Here is a 20990-nt window from a genome sequence, read left to right as displayed (position 1 = left end):
CAGTCCCCAAAACCGCCGCGGGGGCGCCCCTTCGGGGGCGGCGGGGTTCATCGCAATTATAAAAACAAGGACCCGGATTTATTTCCGCTAATATATGGACAACTGATCGCCGCAAATTGCATTTGTCCCTCACTGACCCCCCATCCACTCATCTCAACAATAGTAAGGCATAACCCCTCTGAAAAATGCAACAAATCTGGCCCCCCAAAAAAAGGGGTAAGGGGGGGTCAGTGAGGGACATTTTGTAATACAACAGCCCGGCCTGGTAGGCAATCCTGAAAAAATACGACGATAACCGCTCATATTTCCCCGTTCCCCACAAACCAAAGTGCCTCCACTGACCCCCCCTCTTCCTCCCTCCGGGCGTTACCGGGTCCAGGGATTTTCTGCGTACAAAATGATCATGAAAATGAAAAAACCGATTTGCCATCACAGATGGAATACACGAAACATCGTGAAAAGTGAAGATATCCTGTATCCAACAGAGTATGGAAAAACCAAGAAAAAAAATTATTTTATATTTCCGTCATCACGGTTTTTCTTGTTGTGATGGTTGCGATGAATTTCCCTTCAGCGAGGGGGTCTTTTCAAGAATTACACTGGATACAACATAGTTCCCTATCGCGACTACAATTACCAGTATGATTGTATGCAGGACAAGGGCTGAGTACACATCTCCACCGGAAGTTTGCAGCGCATTAAGTCCATAGAGGATCACGGCAAGTCCGACCGCACTGATACTGATCAGGCAAGCCCTTACCGAGGTATACATACGGCTGCGGGTATCCGGAAAGAGCAGGAGCCCTATCAATCCGATCAGGCCGAAGCCGACCCCAATAAAGAGCAGCAGCCAGATGAGGATATCGATCACCAGCGAACTCATCATTCACTGCTCCCGCAGAATTTCGCACATCCAATGGTTCCGGCAAAAAGAATGAGTGCAAGAACGATCGCCGCGTCAAGGATGAAGAGATTTCCCGAAGTGATACTAAAGACGAGTGCGGCTGCTGCTGTAAAGGTAATGAACGCAGTAAAAGAAACAAGCCGGTCATTCCGCTGAGGTCCGGGAATCACCCTCAGGACCGCACAGAGTGCAAGAAAACCAAAACAGAGTGCAGCAAAAAACCATGTGTCTATCATTTCTTGGAGTACTGTGGGAAAGCGGGGTATTTATCAATACTGCCATCTCGCTCATTTTTATTTCTGCAGAACGAATGTATAGACAGATGCCCCCGTCATATCTTGGGAAGATCCTTTTACGCTGGTGCGATCACTGCCATGCACCGGTCCTTGCTGAAAAGTGTGCCTGCGGGGCAGCGACACGAAGTGTTCCGCTGACGCCCCCGGGCGATGCCCGCCCGGCATTTCCCGCAGATGTCGCGCTTATCAATCAGATCTATACGGACCATTTCGGCGCCCCCCTCATTCCTGACGGTCATCTCGCGCTTCTCAATAAAGTGCCGGATCGTGACCGTATGGAAGAGATCATTGTCGGCGGGGGTATAGCCGGCATAATCCGGTATTTTCCCGAACAAAAGCGCTGGGAACCGGTACCCCGCCCGGAAGCCTGCCTCCTGTTCACACCCAAAAAGCGGTTTGTTGTCATCGATGACGGTGCCATCCCCTTCATCCGTGACCAGGGCATGAGCGTTCTTGCGCCTGGACTGGTCTCCATCGATGAGAATATCAAGGCCGGTGATGAGGTGTTCATCCTGACGCGGGATGGCACCTGCATTGGTGTCGGACGCGCTAAAGTGGACGCAGCTGCCGCGCGTGAATTAACGAAGGGCCAGATTGTCAGGACACGCAGGAATATTGCATCAACGATTGTGCCGGGTGCGGCAGACTGGGCGGATGCCGTCCAGGCGAATGCCGATGTTCTCAGGAAGACAGAAGCATCATCAATCCTGTTTGTCCAGGAAGTTGCCGGGCGCAATATGGATCTGGTGGCAAACGTTTCGTACTCCGGGGGAAAAGACAGCCTTGCAACACTGCTGGTTGTAACGAAAGCAATTGGAAAAGTCCCGATGCTCTTTGCCGATACCGGCCTTGAGTTCCCCGAAACCTATGCCAATATTGATACTGCTGCCCGGCACTATGGGCTTGAGGTCATCCGCACCGATGGATCAACAACATTCTGGGAGACGTTCGAGCGGCAGGGCCCCCCGGCAGTCAATGCCCGGTGGTGCTGCAAGGTCTGCAAGCTGACACCCGTGGGGAACCTGATTAAGGATACCTGGGGCCAGTGCCTCTCGTTCATCGGCCAGCGACGCTATGAATCTGCTTCGCGGGCACAGAGTGAGCGTGTCTGGCGAAACAAGAATGTTCGGGCACAGCTCTCCGCTGCCCCGATACACAACTGGACCGCATTGCACGTCTGGCTGTACCTGATGCAGGAGAAGGCACCGCACAATGTGCTGTATGAACAGCGTCTCGACAGGATCGGATGTTTCATGTGCCCTTCGAGCGATATGGCTTTAATCCACATGATTGAAACGGAATATCCTGAACTCTGGAAAGGCTGGTTAGCGAAACTCGAACAGTATCAGGAAGCCCGAGGATTGCCCGCGGAGTGGATCACGGAAGGGAAATGGAGACTGGTTGAGGGATGTGCCGATGACGAAGATAGCCATTATTGATTATGGCCTGGGAAACCTCCGCAGTGTAATCCGCGGACTGGAAAAAGCCGGGGCACAGGCAGTTATCACCTGCGATGCTGACGAGATCGCATCTGCAGACGGTCTTGTGCTGCCGGGTGTCGGTGCATTCCATGAAGGGATGGAACAACTGGGTTTTTTAAAAGATACCGTCATCGATTCGACCCGTGAAGTTCCCCTGCTGGGGATCTGCCTCGGCATGCAGATGCTCATGGAAACGAGTGAGGAGCATGGAATCCATAAAGGATTGGGACTTATCCCGGGAAACGTGCGCCGGTTCCCCCGGGTTCACGGTCAGAAAGTGCCTCATATGGGATGGAACTCGTTAACCATCACCAATACCGATCACCCGCTGTTTGCCGGATTCGGCAGTGACGAGTACGTATACTTCGTACACTCGTATTATGCCGATACCACACCGGATAACACGCTCACGTCAACACACTATATCTGCCCCTTTGCATCTTCCGTTGGAAAGGATACCACATTCGGGGTCCAGTTCCATCCGGAAAAGAGCGGTGCAATCGGATTGCGTCTGCTGAGCAATTTTATCGGCATGTGTTGATCTCTTCCCTTTTTTCAGCCAGCCTTTCATACTGGTACAGATTCCAAAAGATACCATTTTATTTTCGGCCATTCGATGTTCTAGACATGAAAAGGATCATACTCATCGCATTATTCCTGATGTGTATTACCGGGACGGTATCTGCCTATGGGCTTTACGTCAGCTGCGCAGAAAGCGTTCAGGTGGGTCTCCCGCTGAAATGTTCCATTGACAGCGATTTCCCCCCGGGAACCACGTTCGATATCGTGTTTTACCAGACACAATACACCGCAACCGAAGTGAGTCGCCAGTCTTTAACGATTCAGGACAACAAGCTCACCCAGTACAAACTCCTGGATACTAAGGGTTTGCCCGGTGGCAATTATAAAGTAGAGGTCCAGTATCAGGGAGCAGATGAACCACGGCTTCGCTCTGATTCCCAGACCATGCAGCTGGTAAAACTTATCGACCGGTCCGGGGATGTCACCATCACTTCACCAATAACCCAGAGTCCCGAAGATGCGCTTCGTATCGAAGGGTCAGTCACCAAACTGGGGGATGGAGGAGTGAAAGTTGAGGTGCGGGGACCTGATGGGGGGGTACTTTTTGACTCCTGGATTGGTACAAAAGAGGATCTGCGATCCGGTGCCGGTGTCTTTACCAAACTCGTGGGAGTGACCGGCCCCGGAGATTATGATGTCGCGTTCACCGACACGAAAGGATATATCGGAACGATCACGTTCCACGTTGCAGCCCCGGTAACCCAGTCAATCACGCCGGTATCTACAACCAGTGCGGTGGTTAAAACAACAAAAGCCCCGACCACAGCACCAACACCCTGGCCAACTGCCACACAATCTCCGCTGTCACCGGTAACAGCGTTCGTTGGTATCGCAGCTGCCGGACTTGTTGCCATGTCTGTCACGAAACGACGCTGAAAATAATCTCTTTTTTTGCATCCTTTTGGTGTTACCTGATGTGCTTAATCAGGATCCGCAGGTCAACCTTTTTTTAAGGATTGTTTCTTGAAAATAAAAAAAAATAGAAAAACGGGCTCTGTTGAAACGGGCATAAACGATTCAGTTCACACCCAAACCATGAAAATCGTTTTTATGATTCTTCCCCGCCTCAGGGCCTGCTATGGATATCTTGTATCCATGGGTTCCTGTGGCCTGACGGCCATGAATACTTCCGAGTCACGGCGGGGCGCAATGAGGTTTTAGTATTTTTGTCATTGAACCGCCGCGGGGCGCCCTTTGAGGTCGGCGGAGTTTATCGTATATGGGGGAGAGTGGGTGTCATCCTCATATCAGCCGCAGAGAATAGACAAGCAACGGGAAAGAGAGGAATTAACAGAATCCAAAAACATAAAAAAACCGTGTCTGCTTTAACGTCGTTTCCAGAGATATGCCTCGTAACAGAGCAAGACAAAAATAACCATCACCCCGCCAAGAAAGAATGCCAGTGCGGTATCCGGTATAAGGGGAAACGCGGAGGTTGCAGTCCCGGGAGGGATTTGAGAAAACGAAGTTATTGCTTCCGGGACTGGTGTGAAATTTGCAGCACCCGTTTCAGAAATTCCTTTTGCCCCGGCCATCCAGACGTCGGGAGTTGTCGTGGCATTTACTGTGTACCCGTCAGCCGCTGTTTTCATGGCATATGCACTCCCGGACTCCTGCACAGCCATGCGGGGAACTGCATTCAGGCTGCTGCGCATCATGCTCTCCGATCCAAAGAGGGAAGACATGATTGCGATAACAACCGAGCCGAAGGCAACAATGCCGAACAAGGAGGCATATTTCAGCAGCAGTGAACGCACATTGGACTGCCGGGGTGCAACAATGAGGAGCTGGTTAGTGAGCGAATAGAGTTTCACCTCCCGCCCTTTGACACTGTATTTTGTTTCTGAAACTGACAGAAGTCCCGCATCGAGCAGGTTTTCCACATGATATTTTGCCGTGGTCATGGGAATGGCGAGCCGTTCGGTAATATCCGTCAGGCTCTTCTGGCCGTCACAGAGGAGCTGGAGGATATCGCTTGCCGTCTGGCTGCCCATGGCTTTGGCTATCTTCTGTGCCCGTTCATCGCCCGGTTCTAAAACTACAACCTCCTCTGCCATGATTATTCGTTACGGTCAGCCCTGCAGGGCGGCAATAATCCGTTCACGCCCGACTTTCAGGGCAAGGTCAATCTGGTTTGCATCAGGACCGCCACCCTGTGCCATCGTAGGTTTGCCCCCGCCTTTTCCGCCGAGCAGGCTGCACACCTGACCGATAATATCTCCGGCATTTACCCGGGGTTCTCCGGATGCGAGAACAACTCTTACCGATTCCCCCAAACCTGCAAGAAGGGCTACACCGCCTTTTTCTGATACGGAGGTAGCCAGTTGTGCAAGTTCCTTCTGGGGGAGATCGATGCGCTTGATCACGACAGGAATACCTCCCATCGATTCGGCAACGAGGGACTGCATCTCCAGCTCAACCACTTTTGAGCTCATGCGTTCGATCTCTTTTTTCTGGTCTTTCCATTCCGAAAAGAACCGGTTCACGGTTGCCGGCAGGTTATCCGGCTGGACGGACAGGACTTCAGCTGAAGAAGTGACGATCTGTTCGAGATGCTGCATATAGTAGATTGCAGCAACACCTGCGGTAAACTCGATCCGTTCGATACCGTCCTGGATATGTTCCACCCGGATGATCTTGATGACCCCGACTTCGCCGGTGGTCCGGCAGTGGGTGCCGGCACAAGCTTCGATATCACCGGCAACTTTGACGATCCGGATATCCCTGCCGGGCGGGACGCCGCCCTGGTACAGGGAGAACCCGTATTTCTGTTCGGCTTTGGTCCGGTCTTCTGTCGTGATCTCGACCGGCTGGCTTGCCATGATCATGCGGTTTGCCGAAGTCTCTATCCTGCGGAGCTCATCCGGCGTGATGTGCTTGAAATGCCGGAGATCCATGCGGGAACTTTCGCTGCCTTTCTGGGCTCCGGCCTGGTGAATATGCGCACCGAGCACTTCCTTTGCGGCATGGAGTACGATATGGGTGGCCGTGTGATGGCGCATCAGTGACCAGCGCCGCTCTTCATCCACCATTCCCTTGACCCGGTCGCCGCGCTGCAGGATACCGCCGCTGATGTGGTGGAGGATCACTTCACCGACTTTTATCACATCGTCAACCCTGACCATGCTGTCGGAGCTGACCATGGTGCCGGTGTCTGCGGGCTGACCGCCACCAAACGGGTAAAAGAGCGTCTGGTCGGTGACTGCATACCCGTCAAAGAAATCCAGTACAACCGCTTCGAATTCGACATCAGACGGCTGCTCATAGTATAGTTTTTTTGTCGGGGGGAGTCCAAGTACCCGTTCATCATACTTTGCCGTCGTATCAACTTCTGCTTCCTTTTTCGATTCGGAATGCATGTCGGCAACCATGGAGTAGAAATTGTCGGGCAGGTCGACGACTGCGCCTTCTTTGGTGGCAATATCCTTGATCATCTCCGGCTGGATGCCATGCGAGTCGTACAGGGTGATAATCTCGCTTAAAGGCACACGCTGACTCTTGGCCCTGTATGTCTTTGCAATCTTCTGGACAATCCGGGTTCCGCGCTCGAGCGTTGACGCATATTTCTCGGTCTCGCGTTCGGCAATTTCCCGGACAACGCCGATATCCTGCTCGAACTTTTTCATGCCGATGATGCGGGTCTGCTGTTCGATCAGATCTGCCAGTGGTTCTTCGATCTTGAGATCGGTCATCATCCTCAGGGTACGGCGGATAACGAGCCGTGCAAGATACCCTTCCCGCACATTGGACGGTACGATACAGTCACCGAGCATATAAGCAAGGCACCGGGTGTGATCCACCGTTGCGTACACCTTCTCGATAGGGGTGATCATCCGGTCAAGTTTTTCCGGCGAGATATCGATGGCTGCTGCCACTTTCTTCCGGAGCTGGAAGAGGTTGGTGCCGGAGATATCCATGAGACCGGCGAATTTTGCATTGAGCGAGAGGAGCTTGGTGTAATCCTTGTTGTCAAGCATGTGGGAGAGACCGGCTGCACCCATGACCCGGCTCACCATCTCCGGAAATACCGCATCGTAGATCGTAGGCGACCCCTTTGAAGCCCAGACCAGTCGTTCCAGCCCATAGCCGGTATCGACAATCCGCAACTTCATCGGGTAGTACATCTCGCCCTTGAGATCGTACCCCTTTTCAGCAGTCTTCTGGCGCCCGAGGCTCATAAACACGAGCGTGGCAATCTCAAGACCGCCGATCAGCACCTCGACACTGGGGCCGGCATTCCCGCCGCCAATCCACGGGCTCTCTTTGAATGTCACTTTATTCAGATCGCCACCAATGGATGCGATGAACTGGTCGCAGAGCTCAACCGTCCGGTCCTTCCAGTAAATCTCTTCTGACGGCGTGTTGAAGGCGTGGTGTGCCATCATCTCAAAGGTGGTCAGGTGTCGTCCTGATCTGCCGACCGAGTCGAGATCATTGAGCCGGATGCAGGGTTGGGAGATCGTGAGCGGGTTTGCCGGCGGGGGGACGATCCCGCTGGTGACAAAAGGCTGGAAATCCGCGATCGATGCGATGGTTAAGTAAATATCATCTCTCCACCGTGCTGCTACCGGGTAGCGCTCGATCCGGGTGTGCCCCTGTTTCTCAAAAAATGAAAGATAAGCCTCCCGCATGGTATCGAGATTGTGCGTTTTGAAGACCGGTTCGCCAATAAAATTGTACGGTTCGCAGGGTGCATCACCACAGATCTCACGCGCATGGTCACGTGTCCAGAATGCAGACCCGCAAGCCTTGCAGATCTTGCGGACCATTCCCTGTTCTTTAAAATAATCCAGCTGGTATTCCTCTTCGAGCATTAATTGCACATCCATGGAGCAGAGATCATGAAATTCCTGTGAAATAGCAAACCAATTACCTCATACGGCACGGAAAGTATCATTCCTTGAGCAGTAATTTTAGGATCCGGGCAGGATCGAGTTATCGGTCCGGTGTAATGGCTTTGCTGATATCCATCTATGATTCTGACCGTAAAGGCAAAAGGATTTCCGATGAGGGGAGGGGTGTGTCTCTAGTTTTGCTCATCGCAAAAAAACCTGTCCATGAGGAGTGTGCCTGAGATGACCGCAACACTAATGTCATACACCGCTCAGTCTTTTGTATGGAGGCTCGTGCTGAGAAACATTTCGATAAAGGTGCAGATTTTGCCAAACTCGGAGATCTTGAGAAAGCGATTGCCTTGTTTGATAAGGCGCTTGTCCTTGAACCCGAAAACGACATGGTCTGGGTTCTCCGGGGATCCCTGCTGAATGAACTCTGCCGGTACTCAGATGCCCTCACCTCATATGATAAAGCGCTTGCCATCCGGCCGGACTATGACGTGGCATGGTATAACCGGGGCACGACATTGCGTAAACTCGGACGGTTTACCGATGCGGTAACCTCTTTTGACAAAGCGCTGGCAATCAATCCTGCATATCCCAGTGCAAAAAAGGACCGGGAAATGGCGCTTCAGGAGCGGGATAATTCCCCGTGCCGATGAATGATGATGAGGGTATTTTTCTCTGCCGTCAGCTGAGTTGATCAACGTACCAGGAATCGACAGGAGTGAACTGGCCGGTCGTGAGTGCGATCTGCACCGCGAGCAGGTGCCAGCAGGTCCTGCCCCGGTACAGGAAATCCCGGCAGGTGCAGAAATCCTCGTCCACGACATACTCCGCGGTCCTTCCTTCAACAACAAAAAAATCCCGGTACTGCTTGATCTTGCCGGCATCGATGGCTGCAAGAGCTTTTTTGCCCCGGGCTCCAAAGGCCGCTTCAATCTCTGCACGCAGGGTTGCATCCAGCGCGTGCTTTTCCTTCATCCGTTCCCAGAGATCGTTCATGGGATGGAATGAAGCCGGGGGGGATCATCGATGTACTGCCAGCCTTTCCGGGCAGCAAGGCGGCGCATGGCCGGGGCTTCCAGCGCGTAATGGGTTGCTTCAATGCAGGGCAGGGGTGAGGAACGGGCAACAGAGTGTTTCAGCTCCGCAGAAAGGAAAGCATCGGCCCCCGCTTCTTTTGCTGCGGTAAGGAATGCGGGATCAAATCCGCTGCCGGCAACCATTGCGAGGCGGGACAGGGATGAGAGTTCTCCCCAGATCCGGATATTTCCTCCCAGGCGCCGGGCCAGTTCATCTATCGGGATTGTACAGGTGCCAATGATACCCGGTGAGAGCGAGACCAGATCTTTTACTGACAGGAGTTCAGCCAGCGCATCGTTCACCCCTTCCGGTGCGTGATCGAAATTGGTATGCATGACATAGAGATTCATATCTGCCGCGAGCAGCTGGCGCATCAGCGATGCGGTTGGCCCGGTCAGTGCGGTCACCGGTGTCCATAATGGCGTGTGATGAACGACAAGCATATCCGCTCCTGCTTCAACCGCCCTGCTGACCACCGCATCTGTCGCGTCTAACGCACAGCAGATAGTATTGATATCCGGCCGGCCTTCGACAATCAGGCCGATCCTCCCGCAATCGAACTCCTCGGCGAGATTGGGTGGGGCCAGTTGTTCCATCTCGTCAATGAAGGCACGCACATGCATACTGGTGATTGGGCGCCGGGGGTTAAAAATCATATATTACTAATGGTAATAACGATTGTATTAAATATGCATTAAAGCGTATTTCTGGATATGCACAAGTCGATCAGCCAGATCAATGAGCGGATCCGAGACGGCAGTGCGCGGGTGGTTACCGCAGAAGAGATGCCTGCGATCGTTGCCGAACTCGGTGAACAGGGAGCTTTAAAAGAAGTGGATGTGGTCACTACCGGCACCTTTGGTGCCATGTGTTCATCCGGTGCGTTTTTTAATTTCGGGCATGCGGAACCGCCTATCCGCATGGAGCGGATCTGGCTGAATAATGTTGAAGCCTACGGGGGACTGGCGGCAGTTGACACGTATATTGGTGCAACGCAGCAGTCCGATACCCGCGAAGATGAGTATGGCGGTGCGCATGTGCTCGAGGATCTTGTGGCAGGAAAATCCGTAGAACTCCGTGCAAGTTCCCGCGGCACGGACTGTTACCCGCGCCGCACGATTACCACCGAGCTGCTGCTGGAAAATGTAAACCAGGCAATCATGTGCAACCCGCGCAATGCCTACCAGCGCTACAATGCTGCCACCAATACCACGGATCGTACCCTTCACACCTACATGGGAACGCTGCTGCCCGGTTGCGGCAATGTCAATTTCTCGGGTGCGGGCCTGCTCAACCCGCTCTCGAATGATCCGCACTGCCGGCTGATCGGCAGTGGTGTCCCGATCTTTTTATGCGGTGCACAGGGTATGGTAGTTGGCGAGGGTACCCAGCATTCACCGGCGGGAGGGTTTGGAACGCTGATGGTTACCGGTGATTTAAAGCAGATGTCTCCGGACTATATGCGGGCAGCGACCATGACCGGTTACGGGGTTACGCTGTATGTGGGTCTCGGTATACCCCTGCCGGTACTCGATATTGATGTCGTGCGGGCAACTGCCGTGCGTGATGAGGATATCAGCGTTGACATCCTGGATTATGCAGTTCCGAGCCGGAGCCGGCCTGTACTCCGGAAAGTCAGCTATGCAGAATTGCGCAGTGGTTCGATTGACCTGAATGGAGAAGAGGTAAAAACATCGTCCCTGTCCAGTTTCCGCCGGGCACGGAAGGTGGCTGCGGAACTGAAAGGATGGGTTGAACAGGGAAAAATGCAGCTGGCTCTTCCCACGCGCCCGATTGATGCCAAAAAAGTATCAAGACCAATGCACCAGAGCACGCTGGGCCCCCGCGTCCTTGACATCATGGACCGGCAGGTCGTTAGTATCCATGAAGATGAAGAGATCAAGACTGCTGCAAAAAAACTGCTCAAGGGCGAGACCAACCATCTCCCGGTGATCAATGCAGCCGGCATACTGGTTGGCATTGTTACCACCTTTGATATCTCCAAAGCAGTGGCAAATCCCGGAAAGGCACATCTCGTCAAGGATATCATGAAGACCAAAGTGATCACGGCAAAACCTGACGAAGCTGTTGATATCGCAGTGCAGAAACTCGAGAAGCATAACATTAGCGCGCTACCGGTTGTTGATGCAGAGAACCATGTGCTGGGTATCCTGACCGCGATGAATCTCGGGAAACTGTTTGGCGGGAGGTGGCTGAAATGAAACTGCTGGTGAATTTCTCACGCGGAAAAGGTCGGAAGCCGATCATTGCGCAGGTTGTCCGGGATACCGGTGTGCTCATCAATGTAGAACGTGCTGTTATCGACTCCTCGGAAGGAGAGGCACTCATCGATGTACCGGATGACCAGTGTCAGCTCGTGCGCGATTCGATGACCAGCATGGGCGCAACCGTACACCTTCTCGAAAACGGTGTGAACCTGAACGAGAGCGAATGCGTTGACTGCGGAGCATGTATCAGTATCTGTCCCCGCGAAGTCTTCTCGTTCGATCCTGACTGGAAGCTCAGCCTTGATGAGAAACGGTGCGTGCTCTGCGGCAAGTGTGTCGATGCCTGCCCGTCCCATGCCCTTACCCTGCCGGTATGATCCGCGAACGGTTCTCGTACCGGCAGACGTTCGCGATAATCCTTGCGGATGAACCGGAACATATCGGGGCTGCAAAAACCGGGATGCTTGCAGCGCGACAGGTGCTGGAAGCGTATATTGCCCGCGATCCTTTTTTCTCCACCACCTTCGATCCCTACACGCCAGACTCGGATGAGCTGATTATCATCCGTATGGCAGATGCAACCCGGACAGCCGGTGTCGGGCCGATGGCGGCAGTTGCCGGCGCGATTGCGTGGGCGGGTATTGAAGCGATGCAGGAAGCCGGTGCGGTATTCGGTGTAATCGACAACGGGGGCGACATCGCGCTCATCTGCGACCGGCCGGTACGGGTAGGAGTACATGCGGGAACCGCTGCGCTCTCCAACCGGATCGCCTTTGTTGTGCCTCCGCAGGATTCGGTTCTCGGCATCTGCACCTCCTCTGCAACAGTCGGACCTTCGATCTCCTTTGGCGTGGCCGATGCGGTCACGGTCTTCTCCCGTAATGTTGCCCTTGCAGATGCGTGGGCCACTGCGGTCTGCAACCAGATCCGTCCGGACAATCAGTCGGTGCTTGACCAATGTAACCCAAATGATGTACGCGGGATATTTGCAATCATGGGGGATCAGCATGTCACCTGGGGAGTGTTGCCCCCCATTGTGAGTGCGGATGTGGATGAACGGTTGATCAGTGCGGGGGACCGGTGAGAGACGATTTTAAACGGCTATTATGCCGGGAATGCACCGGGCCCGGAGTGTTTCTCTCCCCGGCACTGTGATCGATTACACGGCAGTCGTGAAAAAAGGTTATCCGGCTTCCAGGAAAACGACATCAGGTAAATCCCTGAAATGCTTATCCCCGGTCACAATAGTATGGCTGCCCTGTTTTGCGGTCGCAAGGATAATCGCATCCGCAATTCCTCCGTGGATCTCTTTATGGCGCAACATTCCTGCCATTGTTGCGATCTCCCGGCTGATGGGAATCAGGGTGCAATAATTCAGCATCTCACAAATCCGATCCTCAACCATAGTCTTTCCCTGGGATGCATACCGCTGTGACACTTCAGCAATGGTGATGGTTGAAATAATAAGATCGTTTCCCGATTCAATGTAATATTTAGCCGGCGATTCCGGATGGTTCCAGTAATCGATCCATGCCCAGGTATCAAGAAGGTATGCGATAGGGATCATCCTCCTCTCGTTCAAAGGTGCCGCCGCTGGGGAAACGCCCGGCTGATGAGGGCAGGTTCTTCCTCCGCTCCTTAAAGAGGAAACTGATGGCATCATCATAGGTGTCAAGGTGCTCCATTTCCTTGACCTGATCAAGGGTCATTTTTGTCAGCTGACTGATCTGGATGGTGCTCTTGGGATTTTTTGCCTTCTCCTTCCGGGAATGAACCGGTTTGATGGATGCCCGTTGACGCGGGCTGTCCGGAGCCTGAATCCTGGCAGTTGCCTTTGGCATAATCTGTATACTATAGTTTGTAGTTTAAAATATTTTTCTTTGGATGATTTGCTGATGGGATTTGTGCGGGAGTTTTATTTTGTTATTGAGGATAAAAAGATCGAAGCCAATACTATTCCCGGCCAATCATGAGAATTTTGAGTTTCAATCCTTGTTCTCTTGGATGATTCGCTCGAAGCAAAGAAAATCGATCCTCAAGTGCGAAGCAAGCCCGGTCTCAATCCACACACCTGCGAAAGTGTGACCCGCACAACACCATACGTCGGCAAAACCCATTCTTCCCTCGCCCTAACCAAAAACCCGGATCCATCCCCGGAAAAAATGACCTTCACATTCGCATCCCGGCAGCCTTTTCGGGTGCCGGATGGAGTAAACTACATAGCGAAAATGCCTCGATTTTAAGGCCCTTGGCGGGCTTTGAGAGAGGGCGTTTCCGCCTTTATTTTGGCAAACAGGGCGCGAAACGAGCGGATTTTCTACAGGAACCAAAACGGAGGGTTTATCGGGGTTTTCCGGTACAGGAATTTTGTAAACGGAGCCTGGAATGGGCTTATTTGAGCTCATGATCCAATCCCTTGAAATGTACATACCAGCGGTAAAGGAGTCATGAAGAGGGAGATCAATTTTTTACGCACACGATTTTTAAAAAATCCCCCCGGAAAAAAAGAGTCTCCCATTCGCATCCCGGCAGCCTTTTCGGGTGCCGGATGGAGTAAACTACATAGCGAAAATTGCCTCGATTTTAAGGCCCTTGGCAGGCTTTGAGAGAGGGCGTTTCCGCCATTATTTTGGCAAACAGGGCGTGAAATGCGCGGATTTTCCACAGAGGCCGAAACGGAGGGTTTTTCGGGGTTTTCCGGTACAGGAATTGTGTAAACGGAGCCTGAAACGGGCTTATTTGAGCTCAGGGGATGGGCACCCTGAAACCATATTTCTGACAAGGGAGAAATTATGGATGAGTGACCGAGATTTCCCGATTTCAATCCGCACACCCGCGAAGGGTGTGACTGCCAATTCGACACTTTTTCTTGATCCCAAAAAAAATGATTTTTTAAAAACCGCTCATGACTGCATCATTTTCCAAATCAGCCTCCTCGTGTATCAATACGTTGAATATGTTTCAGTTTATGAATAATTTCATCGACTTGAAATGAGATCAGAAGACCCCGGCAATGATCGATAAAATTGCGGATCATCCATGGACTTGGGGAGAATTTTTGTCTCATCATGTTCAGTTGTAGATTAGGTCACAACCCAAAAGAGCCTGTCAGCGCACTTTTCCGGGTTCAGATTATAGACATTCAAGATAAACAGCGGGGGAACCATCGCACTATATCAAATATTTTTAATATGCCGGTTATAAATTCCCCTTCATTCAACGGGACCCGTACGGGTAAAAAGATACCCGCCATTATACAAAAAAATTATTCCGGAAAACACGGCAGATAACCAGAAATCCGTCCGGCTCCGGTCACCGGTATTCCGGGCTCTCCAGAAATGTCTTGCCCTGCCCGTACGCGGATTTACCGGAGAACGTGGCCACTACCTTATCGCCATCGCTGATAACGATGATGGGTTTTCCTTCCCGGATGCCAAAAAACATTTCCAGGAGATCTGTTTCTTCGACCATAAGACCCCCGCGAAGGGCAGATGCCGGTTCAAGGTCGAGTCGTTCCTGTACCAGCATATCCGGTTCAATGCGGAAAAAATAATAAAAAACCTGGTACGCATTCAGCTGATCTGATACTAAAAGTTCGTCCCGCACAAGTTGATCGAGCGCATCTATGCCCCGGGCAAGCAGTGCCATATCATCATCAGCATCTTCCAGCAGGCGATCCGCAATAGCAACGAGCTGGGAAAACGGGATGCCTGCCTCTTTCTCACTCATGAGCAGTTATTGGATGCGGACGCATAAAATATCCCGTACCGGTGACCCTGCAATAAGAGATCTGACACAATGCTTATTCTCCATTATGGGGAATGAGTAAAGGTGAAAGATGAGGATATCGACTGGATAATCTACCATATCATTGCCCGGGAACCTTCGGTTATGACAGGAAATCTGGCTGCCGCAAGCGGACTTGATGCAACAACTATCGAGTCCTCACTGGTCCGCCTCCAGCGGGCATTCCTGATCGAGCGGACTGAATATTCGGTACGGGCGCTCAGCTTCGGTGAATCCCTCATAAAAACCCAGGTAAAGTATTCTGATGATCTCCCGTTTGTTCTGGAAAACGGCGTGATAAAGGAGAAGAAACGATAACATGACTGAACACGAAGTTGCCATCCTCCGCATCGGCCACCGCCCCGAACGCGACCAGCGGGTGACTACGCATGTAGGCCTTACAGCACGGGCGCTGGGTGCAAAAGGCATGTATCTTGCCGCTGCCGACAAGGGTGTGGTGGAGAGTATCGGCGATGTGGTTGAACGCTGGGGCGGTGAGTTCTTCTGCCAGGATAATGTGAAGTGGCGCACCTGTATCAAGGAATGGAAGGCGCAGGGTGGTGTCGTTGTTCACCTCACCATGTACGGCCTCAACCTGCCCGATGTGATCGGAGAAATCAGGCCTCACAACAAGATCCTCGTCATCGTAGGTGCCGAAAAAGTACCTGGAGATATCTACGGCCTTGCGGATTACAATGTAGCCGTTACCGGCCAGCCCCATTCTGAGATTTCGAGCCTGGCACTCTTTCTCGATAACCTCTTCTTAGGAAAAGAGTTTGCCTGCGAATTTCCCGGCGCACAGATCCAGATTATCCCGACGCGCGTGGGGAAACAGACGGTGGAACGGTGAAAGGCAGGGTACTGGTCGCAGGTTTTGCAACACGCCATGTAGCGCAATCCGCATTCCATGCAGGCTATGAAGTCTGCGCTGTGGATCATTTCTGCGATCAGGACCTTTCCTGGTACACAAAAGACCGGATACGATTCGAAGATCTTGCTGATCTCCCTGATGCGATGGATCAGATGAGTCACCGACATTCGTTTGATCTGCTTGTGGTCACGTCCGGCGCTGAGGAACTTCCCAGTTCGATTCCACTCTGCGGCACTCCCAGGGAACATGTGGCACGTTTCATGGATAAACTGGATATCCAGCATTTCTTCGAATTGAATAACATACCGGTTCCCCGGCTTCTCAATGACGATGAATATCCTGCCATGGTCAAACCCCGGCGTGGTGCCGGAGGATGGCGCAATGCAGTTGTCACCACTGCTGCTGAACAAAAAGCCTGGGAACTCCTCTACCCGGATGCAGAATATATCCGGCAGGAAATGATTACCGGGATTCCGGCAAGCGTGTGCTGCGTTACGGACGGCACACGGGCACGGGCAATCGCATCAAATGAACAGATCCTCCGTGGCAATGGCGAATCCTCGTTTGGTTTCTGCGGGTCCGTTACACCGTTCGATCACCCGCTTTCCGGGCAGATGATGGAGATGGCCGAACAGGTTGCAGCCGCGAGTGGCTGCATCGGCACCATAGGCATTGATTTTGTAATCGGCGCTGAGGGGCTGCATGCAATTGAGATAAATCCCCGTTTCCAGGGGACCGTAGATACAGTGGAGCGGGCGCATGGGTGCAATCTTTTCCAGTACCATGTCGCTGCATGCGCGGGTTTCCTTCCACCTGTTTCTCCTTCAATAAAACAGGTTGCCGTACGCAGCATCCTGTTTGCTGACAGGAATTGTACCGTAAAAGCCGATCTCAAACACCTGCGATCGTATATTGCAGATATCCCTCACCCGGGTGCAACATTCGAAGCAGGACAGGCGATTGTGAGTGTATATGGCTGGGGAGAGACTCGTGATACAGCATGTGCCTTGCTGGATAAACATATTAGCACCGTTAAACAATACATACGGTGATGGTTCCTGCAAACGACGTGCTTGGTGATCCGGCAGTACGGGCATATCTTCATAGGCTGGTTGGCGATGAAGGGCTCAATCTTCTTGAACGCTTCCCCAAAGAAGGCGAACACAGCGATGAAGATCTTGCTGCAAGTACGGGTATCAACTTAAATACCGTGCGGCACACGCTCTACACCCTGTATGAAAAGCGTCTGGCCGAATATCACCGTATCAAGAATAATGAGACCGGCTGGCTTACTTACCTCTGGCAGCTGCGCCCCGATCATATCTTTGATGCTATCCGCGAGGATATGGGACTCGTGCTGGAAAAACTCTCGCGCCGCGAGAAGTACGAAGAAGAGAACGACTTTTTCATCTGCAAGGATTGCCACCTCATATTTACCTTTCCCCTTGCGATGAACAGTGATTTCAAATGCCCTGCATGTGATCAGCCGATGGGACATTTTGACAATGAGATGCTCTTAAAATCGCTCAAGCATCGCATCGACTCAATCAAAAAGTCGCTCGGCCATGCCTGATCAGACAAGAGAAAACTATGAAAAAATGCTGCGCGATGCCGGGTGCAGCGAAAAAGTCATTGCCCACTGCAGGGCAGTGACAGATTGTGCGTGTGAATACGCACAGCACAATCCCTCGATTGATTTTTCTTTGGTACAGGCAGGTGCCATGCTGCATGATATCGGACGGGGTAGCACCCACACGATTGCACATGCACAGCAGGGTGCAGATCTCCTGCGGGCCAAAGGTTTTTCTGAAAAAGTTGCCCGTATCGTTGAGTGTCATACCGGTGCAGGACTGACAGCTGACGAATGTTCACTGCTGGGATTGATTCCACGGGATTGCATGCCTGGAACCATTGAAGAGAAGATTGTCTGCCATGCTGACAACCTGTGTGCCGGTTCCCGGAGGATGAGTATTGAGCAGAGTATCAGTCAGGCATCTCACCTTCCCCGGAAGGTAAGAGAGAGGATGTACCAGCTTGCAACTGAAGTCGAACTTCTCTGCAAATAAAAAAATTAAACGGTTTTTCTTTTATTGCCCTGTGCGGCTTATATGATAACCTGTTTTACCTGCGGCAGTGCCCGGATCTGCTCAATAACGCCCAGAGGCAGGGGTTCTTCAACGATGATCACCAGTTTCGGTTCCTCGGAAAATTGCGGATCGGTGACAAATATCTGCCGTATGGAAAGAAGGTGATCGGAAAGTACGCGTACAGCAGCCCCGACAATCCCGCGCTCATTGGCATTCTTGGGAAGCACGACAATTACGGTAAACCCGAGTGATTCGGCAACCCTGCTCAGGTCCGGAGTAGCCCGCATATTCAGAAAAATATCCCTGAGTAACGGGCGCTCAAGAATGCGTCGAGCTGTTGAATCTACCACCCGACGGTCTGATCCGATCGCTTTTGCGACAGCCGTTGCCGGCATCTCGATACCATTGCAGCTGATCCGGCCATCCTCTGTCACCCCAAAACCGTTTTCAAGAAGGAACCGCACCACCCGGCTCTGTGAAGGCGAATCAGCAAATTCACTGATGATATCAGACCACATACTCACCACTGGGTATGACGCATATAAATATACATCTATGTAAATCCGGAGTCATCAAGGTACATGAAATTTTTTCAAGGCCCGGCCAACCGCAATAATTTGTAATCGCACAAAAAACCAATCCAAATCTCCGGTTATTCCGGGCGATCAGACGCTTACCGAACATAACATTCTTTTAGATGGACAACCTCTTTGTTATGGCACAAAAGCGAGGGTAGCCAAGCCAGGTCAAAGGCGCTAGGTTGAGGGCCTAGTCTCGTAGGAGTTCTTGGGTTCGAATCCCATCCCTCGCATTGCTGTTTTGAAACTTTTCATTGTTAACCCCGGTTGACGTATCTTCAAAAACGTTATTTTGACAAGATTCATTATTTTATCCAACACAAAAATTGTCATGAAAAAGACCGGGATCACAATAGTTGCTCTTCTTGTTATAACAGCAATTTTTTTATCAGGTTGTACTTCACCATCTTCATCACCTGCGCAACAATCCGCTTCGCTAAAAACGGGTACGGAGTTTGATCACCTGTTGCTCTCTCCAGAAGATCTGCCCCAAGGATTGGTACGGGCAGCTGACGGACCTATGCAGGCATCGGATGTCACCGGCACTATGAGAAATTTTGGATGGCAGCGGGGACATCGCACCCTGTATGCAGATGCAATCCCGCTCACGGATAAATCGAAGGTAATGGAGCAGGATATCATGATCTTCGATGAGGCAAATGCTTCTGCGATGCTGGAGGAACACAAGAGGTCCTTTACTGACATAAAGAGCACTGATATAACTGCACTGCTCCTTCCCGACCCGAATCTGGGAGAAAAAAGTTTTGCCATAAAGGTTACGACTACGAGTACGACGGGAGCAGAAACATACTTCTATGTAATCGGGTTTGTAAAATCCGGCAAATATGAGGTATTCTCATTCGAAGGAACTCCCGCAACATACCCGGCATTTTTGCACCTTGCGGAGCGGGCAGCAGATAAAATACGGTAAGTGTAGCGATTCGGTATATTACTATTTTAAAAAAAACTAACGATAGGGGGATTATTTACCCGTTTTTTTTTAATTATCTGGGAATTAAAATTGCATGGGTGGGGTAATGAGTTCTTAAGAGTTATACCCGCAACAGAGAAATTACCGTTCAATGAGCCGTATATGTTCATCGGTTTTTTTCGCCAGATCGGCTTGTCCCTGCAATCGTGCAACATCCGACATTGCTTCGAGTACATGCACGGACTCTTCGAGAAATGAGAGAATATCTGCGGGAAATACTTCTATTCCGTACTCGTCCTGCAGGAAAACGGCGATCTGCCGGTGATCGAGCCCGTTCTCGCGGAGCTCAATGACTTTTTTCGAGAACTTTTTTTCCGGGCAGCCGCAGAGGGGGGAATCCTTACAGGTGCAGCGGAGAAAATCGTTAAAAAAAGCAAGGATCTGGTCTCTCACGCCATAGTCAAGTGAATCATAATCCAGGCGCGAACAGAGTGCTTCGAGCATGGTGCCGGAAAATGCAAGCTCAGGAAGGCGATAGCCGGTGAGCCGCTCAATTTTTTTTGCATTCCGGAACCGTGCCCGGTCAGCGATCAATCCTCGTCTCCTGTTGTCTCATCAAAGTTCTTTAACGAAGTCATTGCTTCGCCCATCCGCTCGCACTCGATCAGCCATTCATCAAAAAGCGTGGTCTGTTCAACATCGTCTTTGACATATTTGCTGCAGCAGGTTGCGCCGTCGATAACAGCGGCACCGATATTTGATACCGTTTCAAGCGCTTTTTCCATGTCCTTCTCTACTTCAGCCTTGCCTTTCTTGACCAGTGTCTTGATGTCCTTGTCAAAACCCCCGGCAAGATAGAGCCGGCAGGATGCAAAGAGCGCCAGTTTGGGGAGCTGGAGAAGCTCCACAAGCTCACCAAGCTCACCTTCGGGAGCAGGGGACATGACGATTGCCTCGACCTGCGAGAGTTTGTCAACTGCCTCTTCAAAGGTATACCGCTTGTTCTGGTAGAGCTTGATGATCTTTAAGACAGAAACAGTGATGTCGACTGAGAATCCGTCAAGTATCCGGAATCCTTCGGGCAACTCTTCACTCTTGGGGTCAGATTCAAAACTCGCTTCTTTGAGGGATTTTAACCAGTTGTCCCAGCGTTCCTGGTTGTAAAAAATATAAAACAACTTCAGCGGTTCAGCCTCGATTTTCTTACTCGCCTTTTTCGCCATTTCAGTACACTATTCACTCTCCTGATTAAAGGATTTCGTTGTCAGTACTCTTTTTTTAACAACAAATCCCGTAAAAACAGTACTTGAAAATGAAAAAACATC

Annotated in this window: 25 protein-coding genes and 1 tRNA gene; 14 read left to right on the top strand and 12 right to left on the bottom strand. The window is 51.5% G+C overall.

Annotated features, from left to right (window positions below; genetic code table 11):
- Positions 1-529 precede the first annotated feature (529 nt).
- Together WC593_03150 and WC593_03145 are read right to left on the bottom strand one after the other, a co-directional pair.
- On the bottom strand, positions 530-886 hold the full coding sequence (locus tag WC593_03150) for a hypothetical protein (GenBank protein ID MFA4824134.1): 357 nt from the start codon (positions 884-886) through the stop codon (positions 530-532).
- A complete protein-coding gene (locus WC593_03145) occupies positions 883-1140 on the bottom strand; it encodes a monovalent cation/H+ antiporter complex subunit F (protein ID MFA4824133.1) in 258 nt (85 codons plus the stop codon). Before WC593_03145 ends, WC593_03150 begins: the two co-directional genes overlap by 4 nt.
- Positions 1141-1226: 86 nt before the next feature.
- Here WC593_03145 and WC593_03140 point away from each other — a divergent pair, with 86 nt between their 5' ends.
- The 3 genes from WC593_03140 (at position 1227) to WC593_03130 (ending at position 4139) form a co-directional block, all read left to right on the top strand.
- Positions 1227-2639, top strand: coding sequence for a phosphoadenosine phosphosulfate reductase family protein (locus tag WC593_03140; protein MFA4824132.1), 1413 nt, complete (start codon positions 1227-1229; stop codon positions 2637-2639).
- Entirely contained in the window at positions 2617-3222 is a 606-nt protein-coding gene (gene hisH / locus WC593_03135; GenBank protein ID MFA4824131.1) for an imidazole glycerol phosphate synthase subunit HisH, read from the top strand. The genes WC593_03140 and hisH overlap by 23 nt, the downstream gene beginning before the upstream one ends.
- 86 nt (positions 3223-3308) lie before the next feature.
- Positions 3309-4139, top strand: a complete 831-nt coding sequence (locus tag WC593_03130; GenBank protein MFA4824130.1) for a hypothetical protein — start codon at positions 3309-3311, stop codon at positions 4137-4139.
- Between the two features lie 449 nt (positions 4140-4588).
- On the opposite strand, the gene WC593_03125 is transcribed toward WC593_03130, so the two are convergent.
- Together WC593_03125 and alaS are read right to left on the bottom strand one after the other, a co-directional pair.
- Positions 4589-5320: a helix-turn-helix domain-containing protein gene (locus WC593_03125; protein ID MFA4824129.1), complete on the bottom strand. Its 732-nt coding sequence runs from the start codon at positions 5318-5320 to the stop codon at positions 4589-4591.
- Between the two features lie 15 nt (positions 5321-5335).
- A complete protein-coding gene (gene alaS / locus WC593_03120) occupies positions 5336-8077 on the bottom strand; it encodes an alanine--tRNA ligase (protein MFA4824128.1) in 2742 nt (913 codons plus the stop codon).
- A gap of 302 nt (positions 8078-8379) precedes the next feature.
- Here alaS and WC593_03115 point away from each other — a divergent pair, with 302 nt between their 5' ends.
- Positions 8380-8760, top strand: coding sequence for a tetratricopeptide repeat protein (locus WC593_03115; protein MFA4824127.1), 381 nt, complete (start codon positions 8380-8382; stop codon positions 8758-8760).
- 28 nt (positions 8761-8788) lie between these two features.
- Here the strand turns inward: WC593_03115 and WC593_03110 are convergent, their stop codons facing one another.
- The gene (locus WC593_03110; protein ID MFA4824126.1) at positions 8789-9103 is read right to left on the bottom strand and encodes an SWIM zinc finger family protein; all 315 of its coding nucleotides are present in this window, start codon (positions 9101-9103) and stop codon (positions 8789-8791) included.
- Positions 9100-9807 (bottom strand): Nif3-like dinuclear metal center hexameric protein, encoded by a 708-nt coding sequence (locus tag WC593_03105; GenBank protein MFA4824125.1) that lies wholly within the window; start codon positions 9805-9807, stop codon positions 9100-9102. The genes WC593_03110 and WC593_03105 overlap by 4 nt, the downstream gene beginning before the upstream one ends.
- Before the next feature lie 90 nt (positions 9808-9897).
- Here WC593_03105 and WC593_03100 point away from each other — a divergent pair, with 90 nt between their 5' ends.
- Genes WC593_03100 through WC593_03090 form a run of 3 tightly spaced genes read left to right on the top strand, consistent with a single transcriptional unit; the run spans position 9898 to position 12496 of the window.
- Positions 9898-11406 carry a homocysteine biosynthesis protein gene (locus tag WC593_03100; protein ID MFA4824124.1) on the top strand — a complete coding sequence of 503 codons (1509 nt, stop codon included), beginning with the start codon at positions 9898-9900 and terminating at the stop codon, positions 11404-11406.
- Positions 11403-11789, top strand: coding sequence for a 4Fe-4S binding protein (locus tag WC593_03095; protein ID MFA4824123.1), 387 nt, complete (start codon positions 11403-11405; stop codon positions 11787-11789). The genes WC593_03100 and WC593_03095 overlap by 4 nt, the downstream gene beginning before the upstream one ends.
- Complete coding sequence (locus WC593_03090; protein MFA4824122.1) at positions 11786-12496, top strand: UPF0280 family protein; 711 nt, start codon at positions 11786-11788, stop codon at positions 12494-12496. Before WC593_03095 ends, WC593_03090 begins: the two co-directional genes overlap by 4 nt.
- 99 nt (positions 12497-12595) lie before the next feature.
- Here WC593_03090 and WC593_03085 read toward each other — a convergent pair whose 3' ends face one another.
- The 3 genes from WC593_03085 to WC593_03075 all read right to left on the bottom strand — a co-directional run bounded on the left by WC593_03085 (position 12596) and on the right by WC593_03075 (position 15141).
- Positions 12596-12979 carry a PIN domain-containing protein gene (locus tag WC593_03085; GenBank protein MFA4824121.1) on the bottom strand — a complete coding sequence of 128 codons (384 nt, stop codon included), beginning with the start codon at positions 12977-12979 and terminating at the stop codon, positions 12596-12598.
- Positions 12954-13253 (bottom strand): hypothetical protein, encoded by a 300-nt coding sequence (locus WC593_03080; GenBank protein ID MFA4824120.1) that lies wholly within the window; start codon positions 13251-13253, stop codon positions 12954-12956. Before WC593_03080 ends, WC593_03085 begins: the two co-directional genes overlap by 26 nt.
- A 1471-nt stretch (positions 13254-14724) precedes the next feature.
- Positions 14725-15141: a hypothetical protein gene (locus WC593_03075; protein ID MFA4824119.1), complete on the bottom strand. Its 417-nt coding sequence runs from the start codon at positions 15139-15141 to the stop codon at positions 14725-14727.
- 102 nt (positions 15142-15243) lie between these two features.
- On the opposite strand from WC593_03075, the gene WC593_03070 reads away from it, so the two are divergent.
- The 5 genes from WC593_03070 to WC593_03050 are packed head-to-tail and all read left to right on the top strand — an operon-like array spanning position 15244 to position 18135.
- Positions 15244-15516, top strand: coding sequence for a MarR family transcriptional regulator (locus tag WC593_03070; protein ID MFA4824118.1), 273 nt, complete (start codon positions 15244-15246; stop codon positions 15514-15516).
- A 1-nt stretch (position 15517) separates the two neighbouring features.
- Positions 15518-16048, top strand: a complete 531-nt coding sequence (locus WC593_03065) for a tRNA (cytidine(56)-2'-O)-methyltransferase (protein MFA4824117.1) — start codon at positions 15518-15520, stop codon at positions 16046-16048.
- Positions 16045-17121, top strand: a complete 1077-nt coding sequence (locus WC593_03060; protein ID MFA4824116.1) for an ATP-grasp domain-containing protein — start codon at positions 16045-16047, stop codon at positions 17119-17121. The genes WC593_03065 and WC593_03060 overlap by 4 nt, the downstream gene beginning before the upstream one ends.
- Positions 17121-17642, top strand: a complete 522-nt coding sequence (locus WC593_03055) for a transcription factor (GenBank protein MFA4824115.1) — start codon at positions 17121-17123, stop codon at positions 17640-17642. The genes WC593_03060 and WC593_03055 overlap by 1 nt, the downstream gene beginning before the upstream one ends.
- Before the next feature lie 25 nt (positions 17643-17667).
- Positions 17668-18135, top strand: a complete 468-nt coding sequence (locus tag WC593_03050) for an HD domain-containing protein (protein MFA4824114.1) — start codon at positions 17668-17670, stop codon at positions 18133-18135.
- Between the two features lie 38 nt (positions 18136-18173).
- Here the strand turns inward: WC593_03050 and WC593_03045 are convergent, their stop codons facing one another.
- Positions 18174-18674 (bottom strand): regulator of amino acid metabolism, contains ACT domain protein, encoded by a 501-nt coding sequence (locus WC593_03045; protein ID MFA4824113.1) that lies wholly within the window; start codon positions 18672-18674, stop codon positions 18174-18176.
- Positions 18675-18882: 208 nt separating this feature from the next.
- On the opposite strand from WC593_03045, the gene WC593_03040 reads away from it, so the two are divergent.
- A tRNA-Leu gene (locus tag WC593_03040) sits at positions 18883-18967 on the top strand.
- A 98-nt stretch (positions 18968-19065) separates the two neighbouring features.
- Complete coding sequence (locus WC593_03035) at positions 19066-19665, top strand: hypothetical protein (GenBank protein MFA4824112.1); 600 nt, start codon at positions 19066-19068, stop codon at positions 19663-19665.
- A gap of 141 nt (positions 19666-19806) precedes the next feature.
- Here WC593_03035 and WC593_03030 read toward each other — a convergent pair whose 3' ends face one another.
- Positions 19807-20259, bottom strand: coding sequence for a DUF5814 domain-containing protein (locus tag WC593_03030; GenBank protein ID MFA4824111.1), 453 nt, complete (start codon positions 20257-20259; stop codon positions 19807-19809).
- The gene (locus WC593_03025) at positions 20256-20888 is read right to left on the bottom strand and encodes a DUF2150 family protein (GenBank protein MFA4824110.1); all 633 of its coding nucleotides are present in this window, start codon (positions 20886-20888) and stop codon (positions 20256-20258) included. The genes WC593_03030 and WC593_03025 overlap by 4 nt, the downstream gene beginning before the upstream one ends.
- Positions 20889-20990: the final 102 nt, after the last annotated feature.

Origin of the sequence: Methanoregula sp. (assembly GCA_041645435.1) — an archaeon.
GTDB lineage: Archaea > Halobacteriota > Methanomicrobia > Methanomicrobiales > Methanospirillaceae > Methanoregula.
This window is presented reverse-complemented; position numbering and strand designations above follow the sequence as displayed.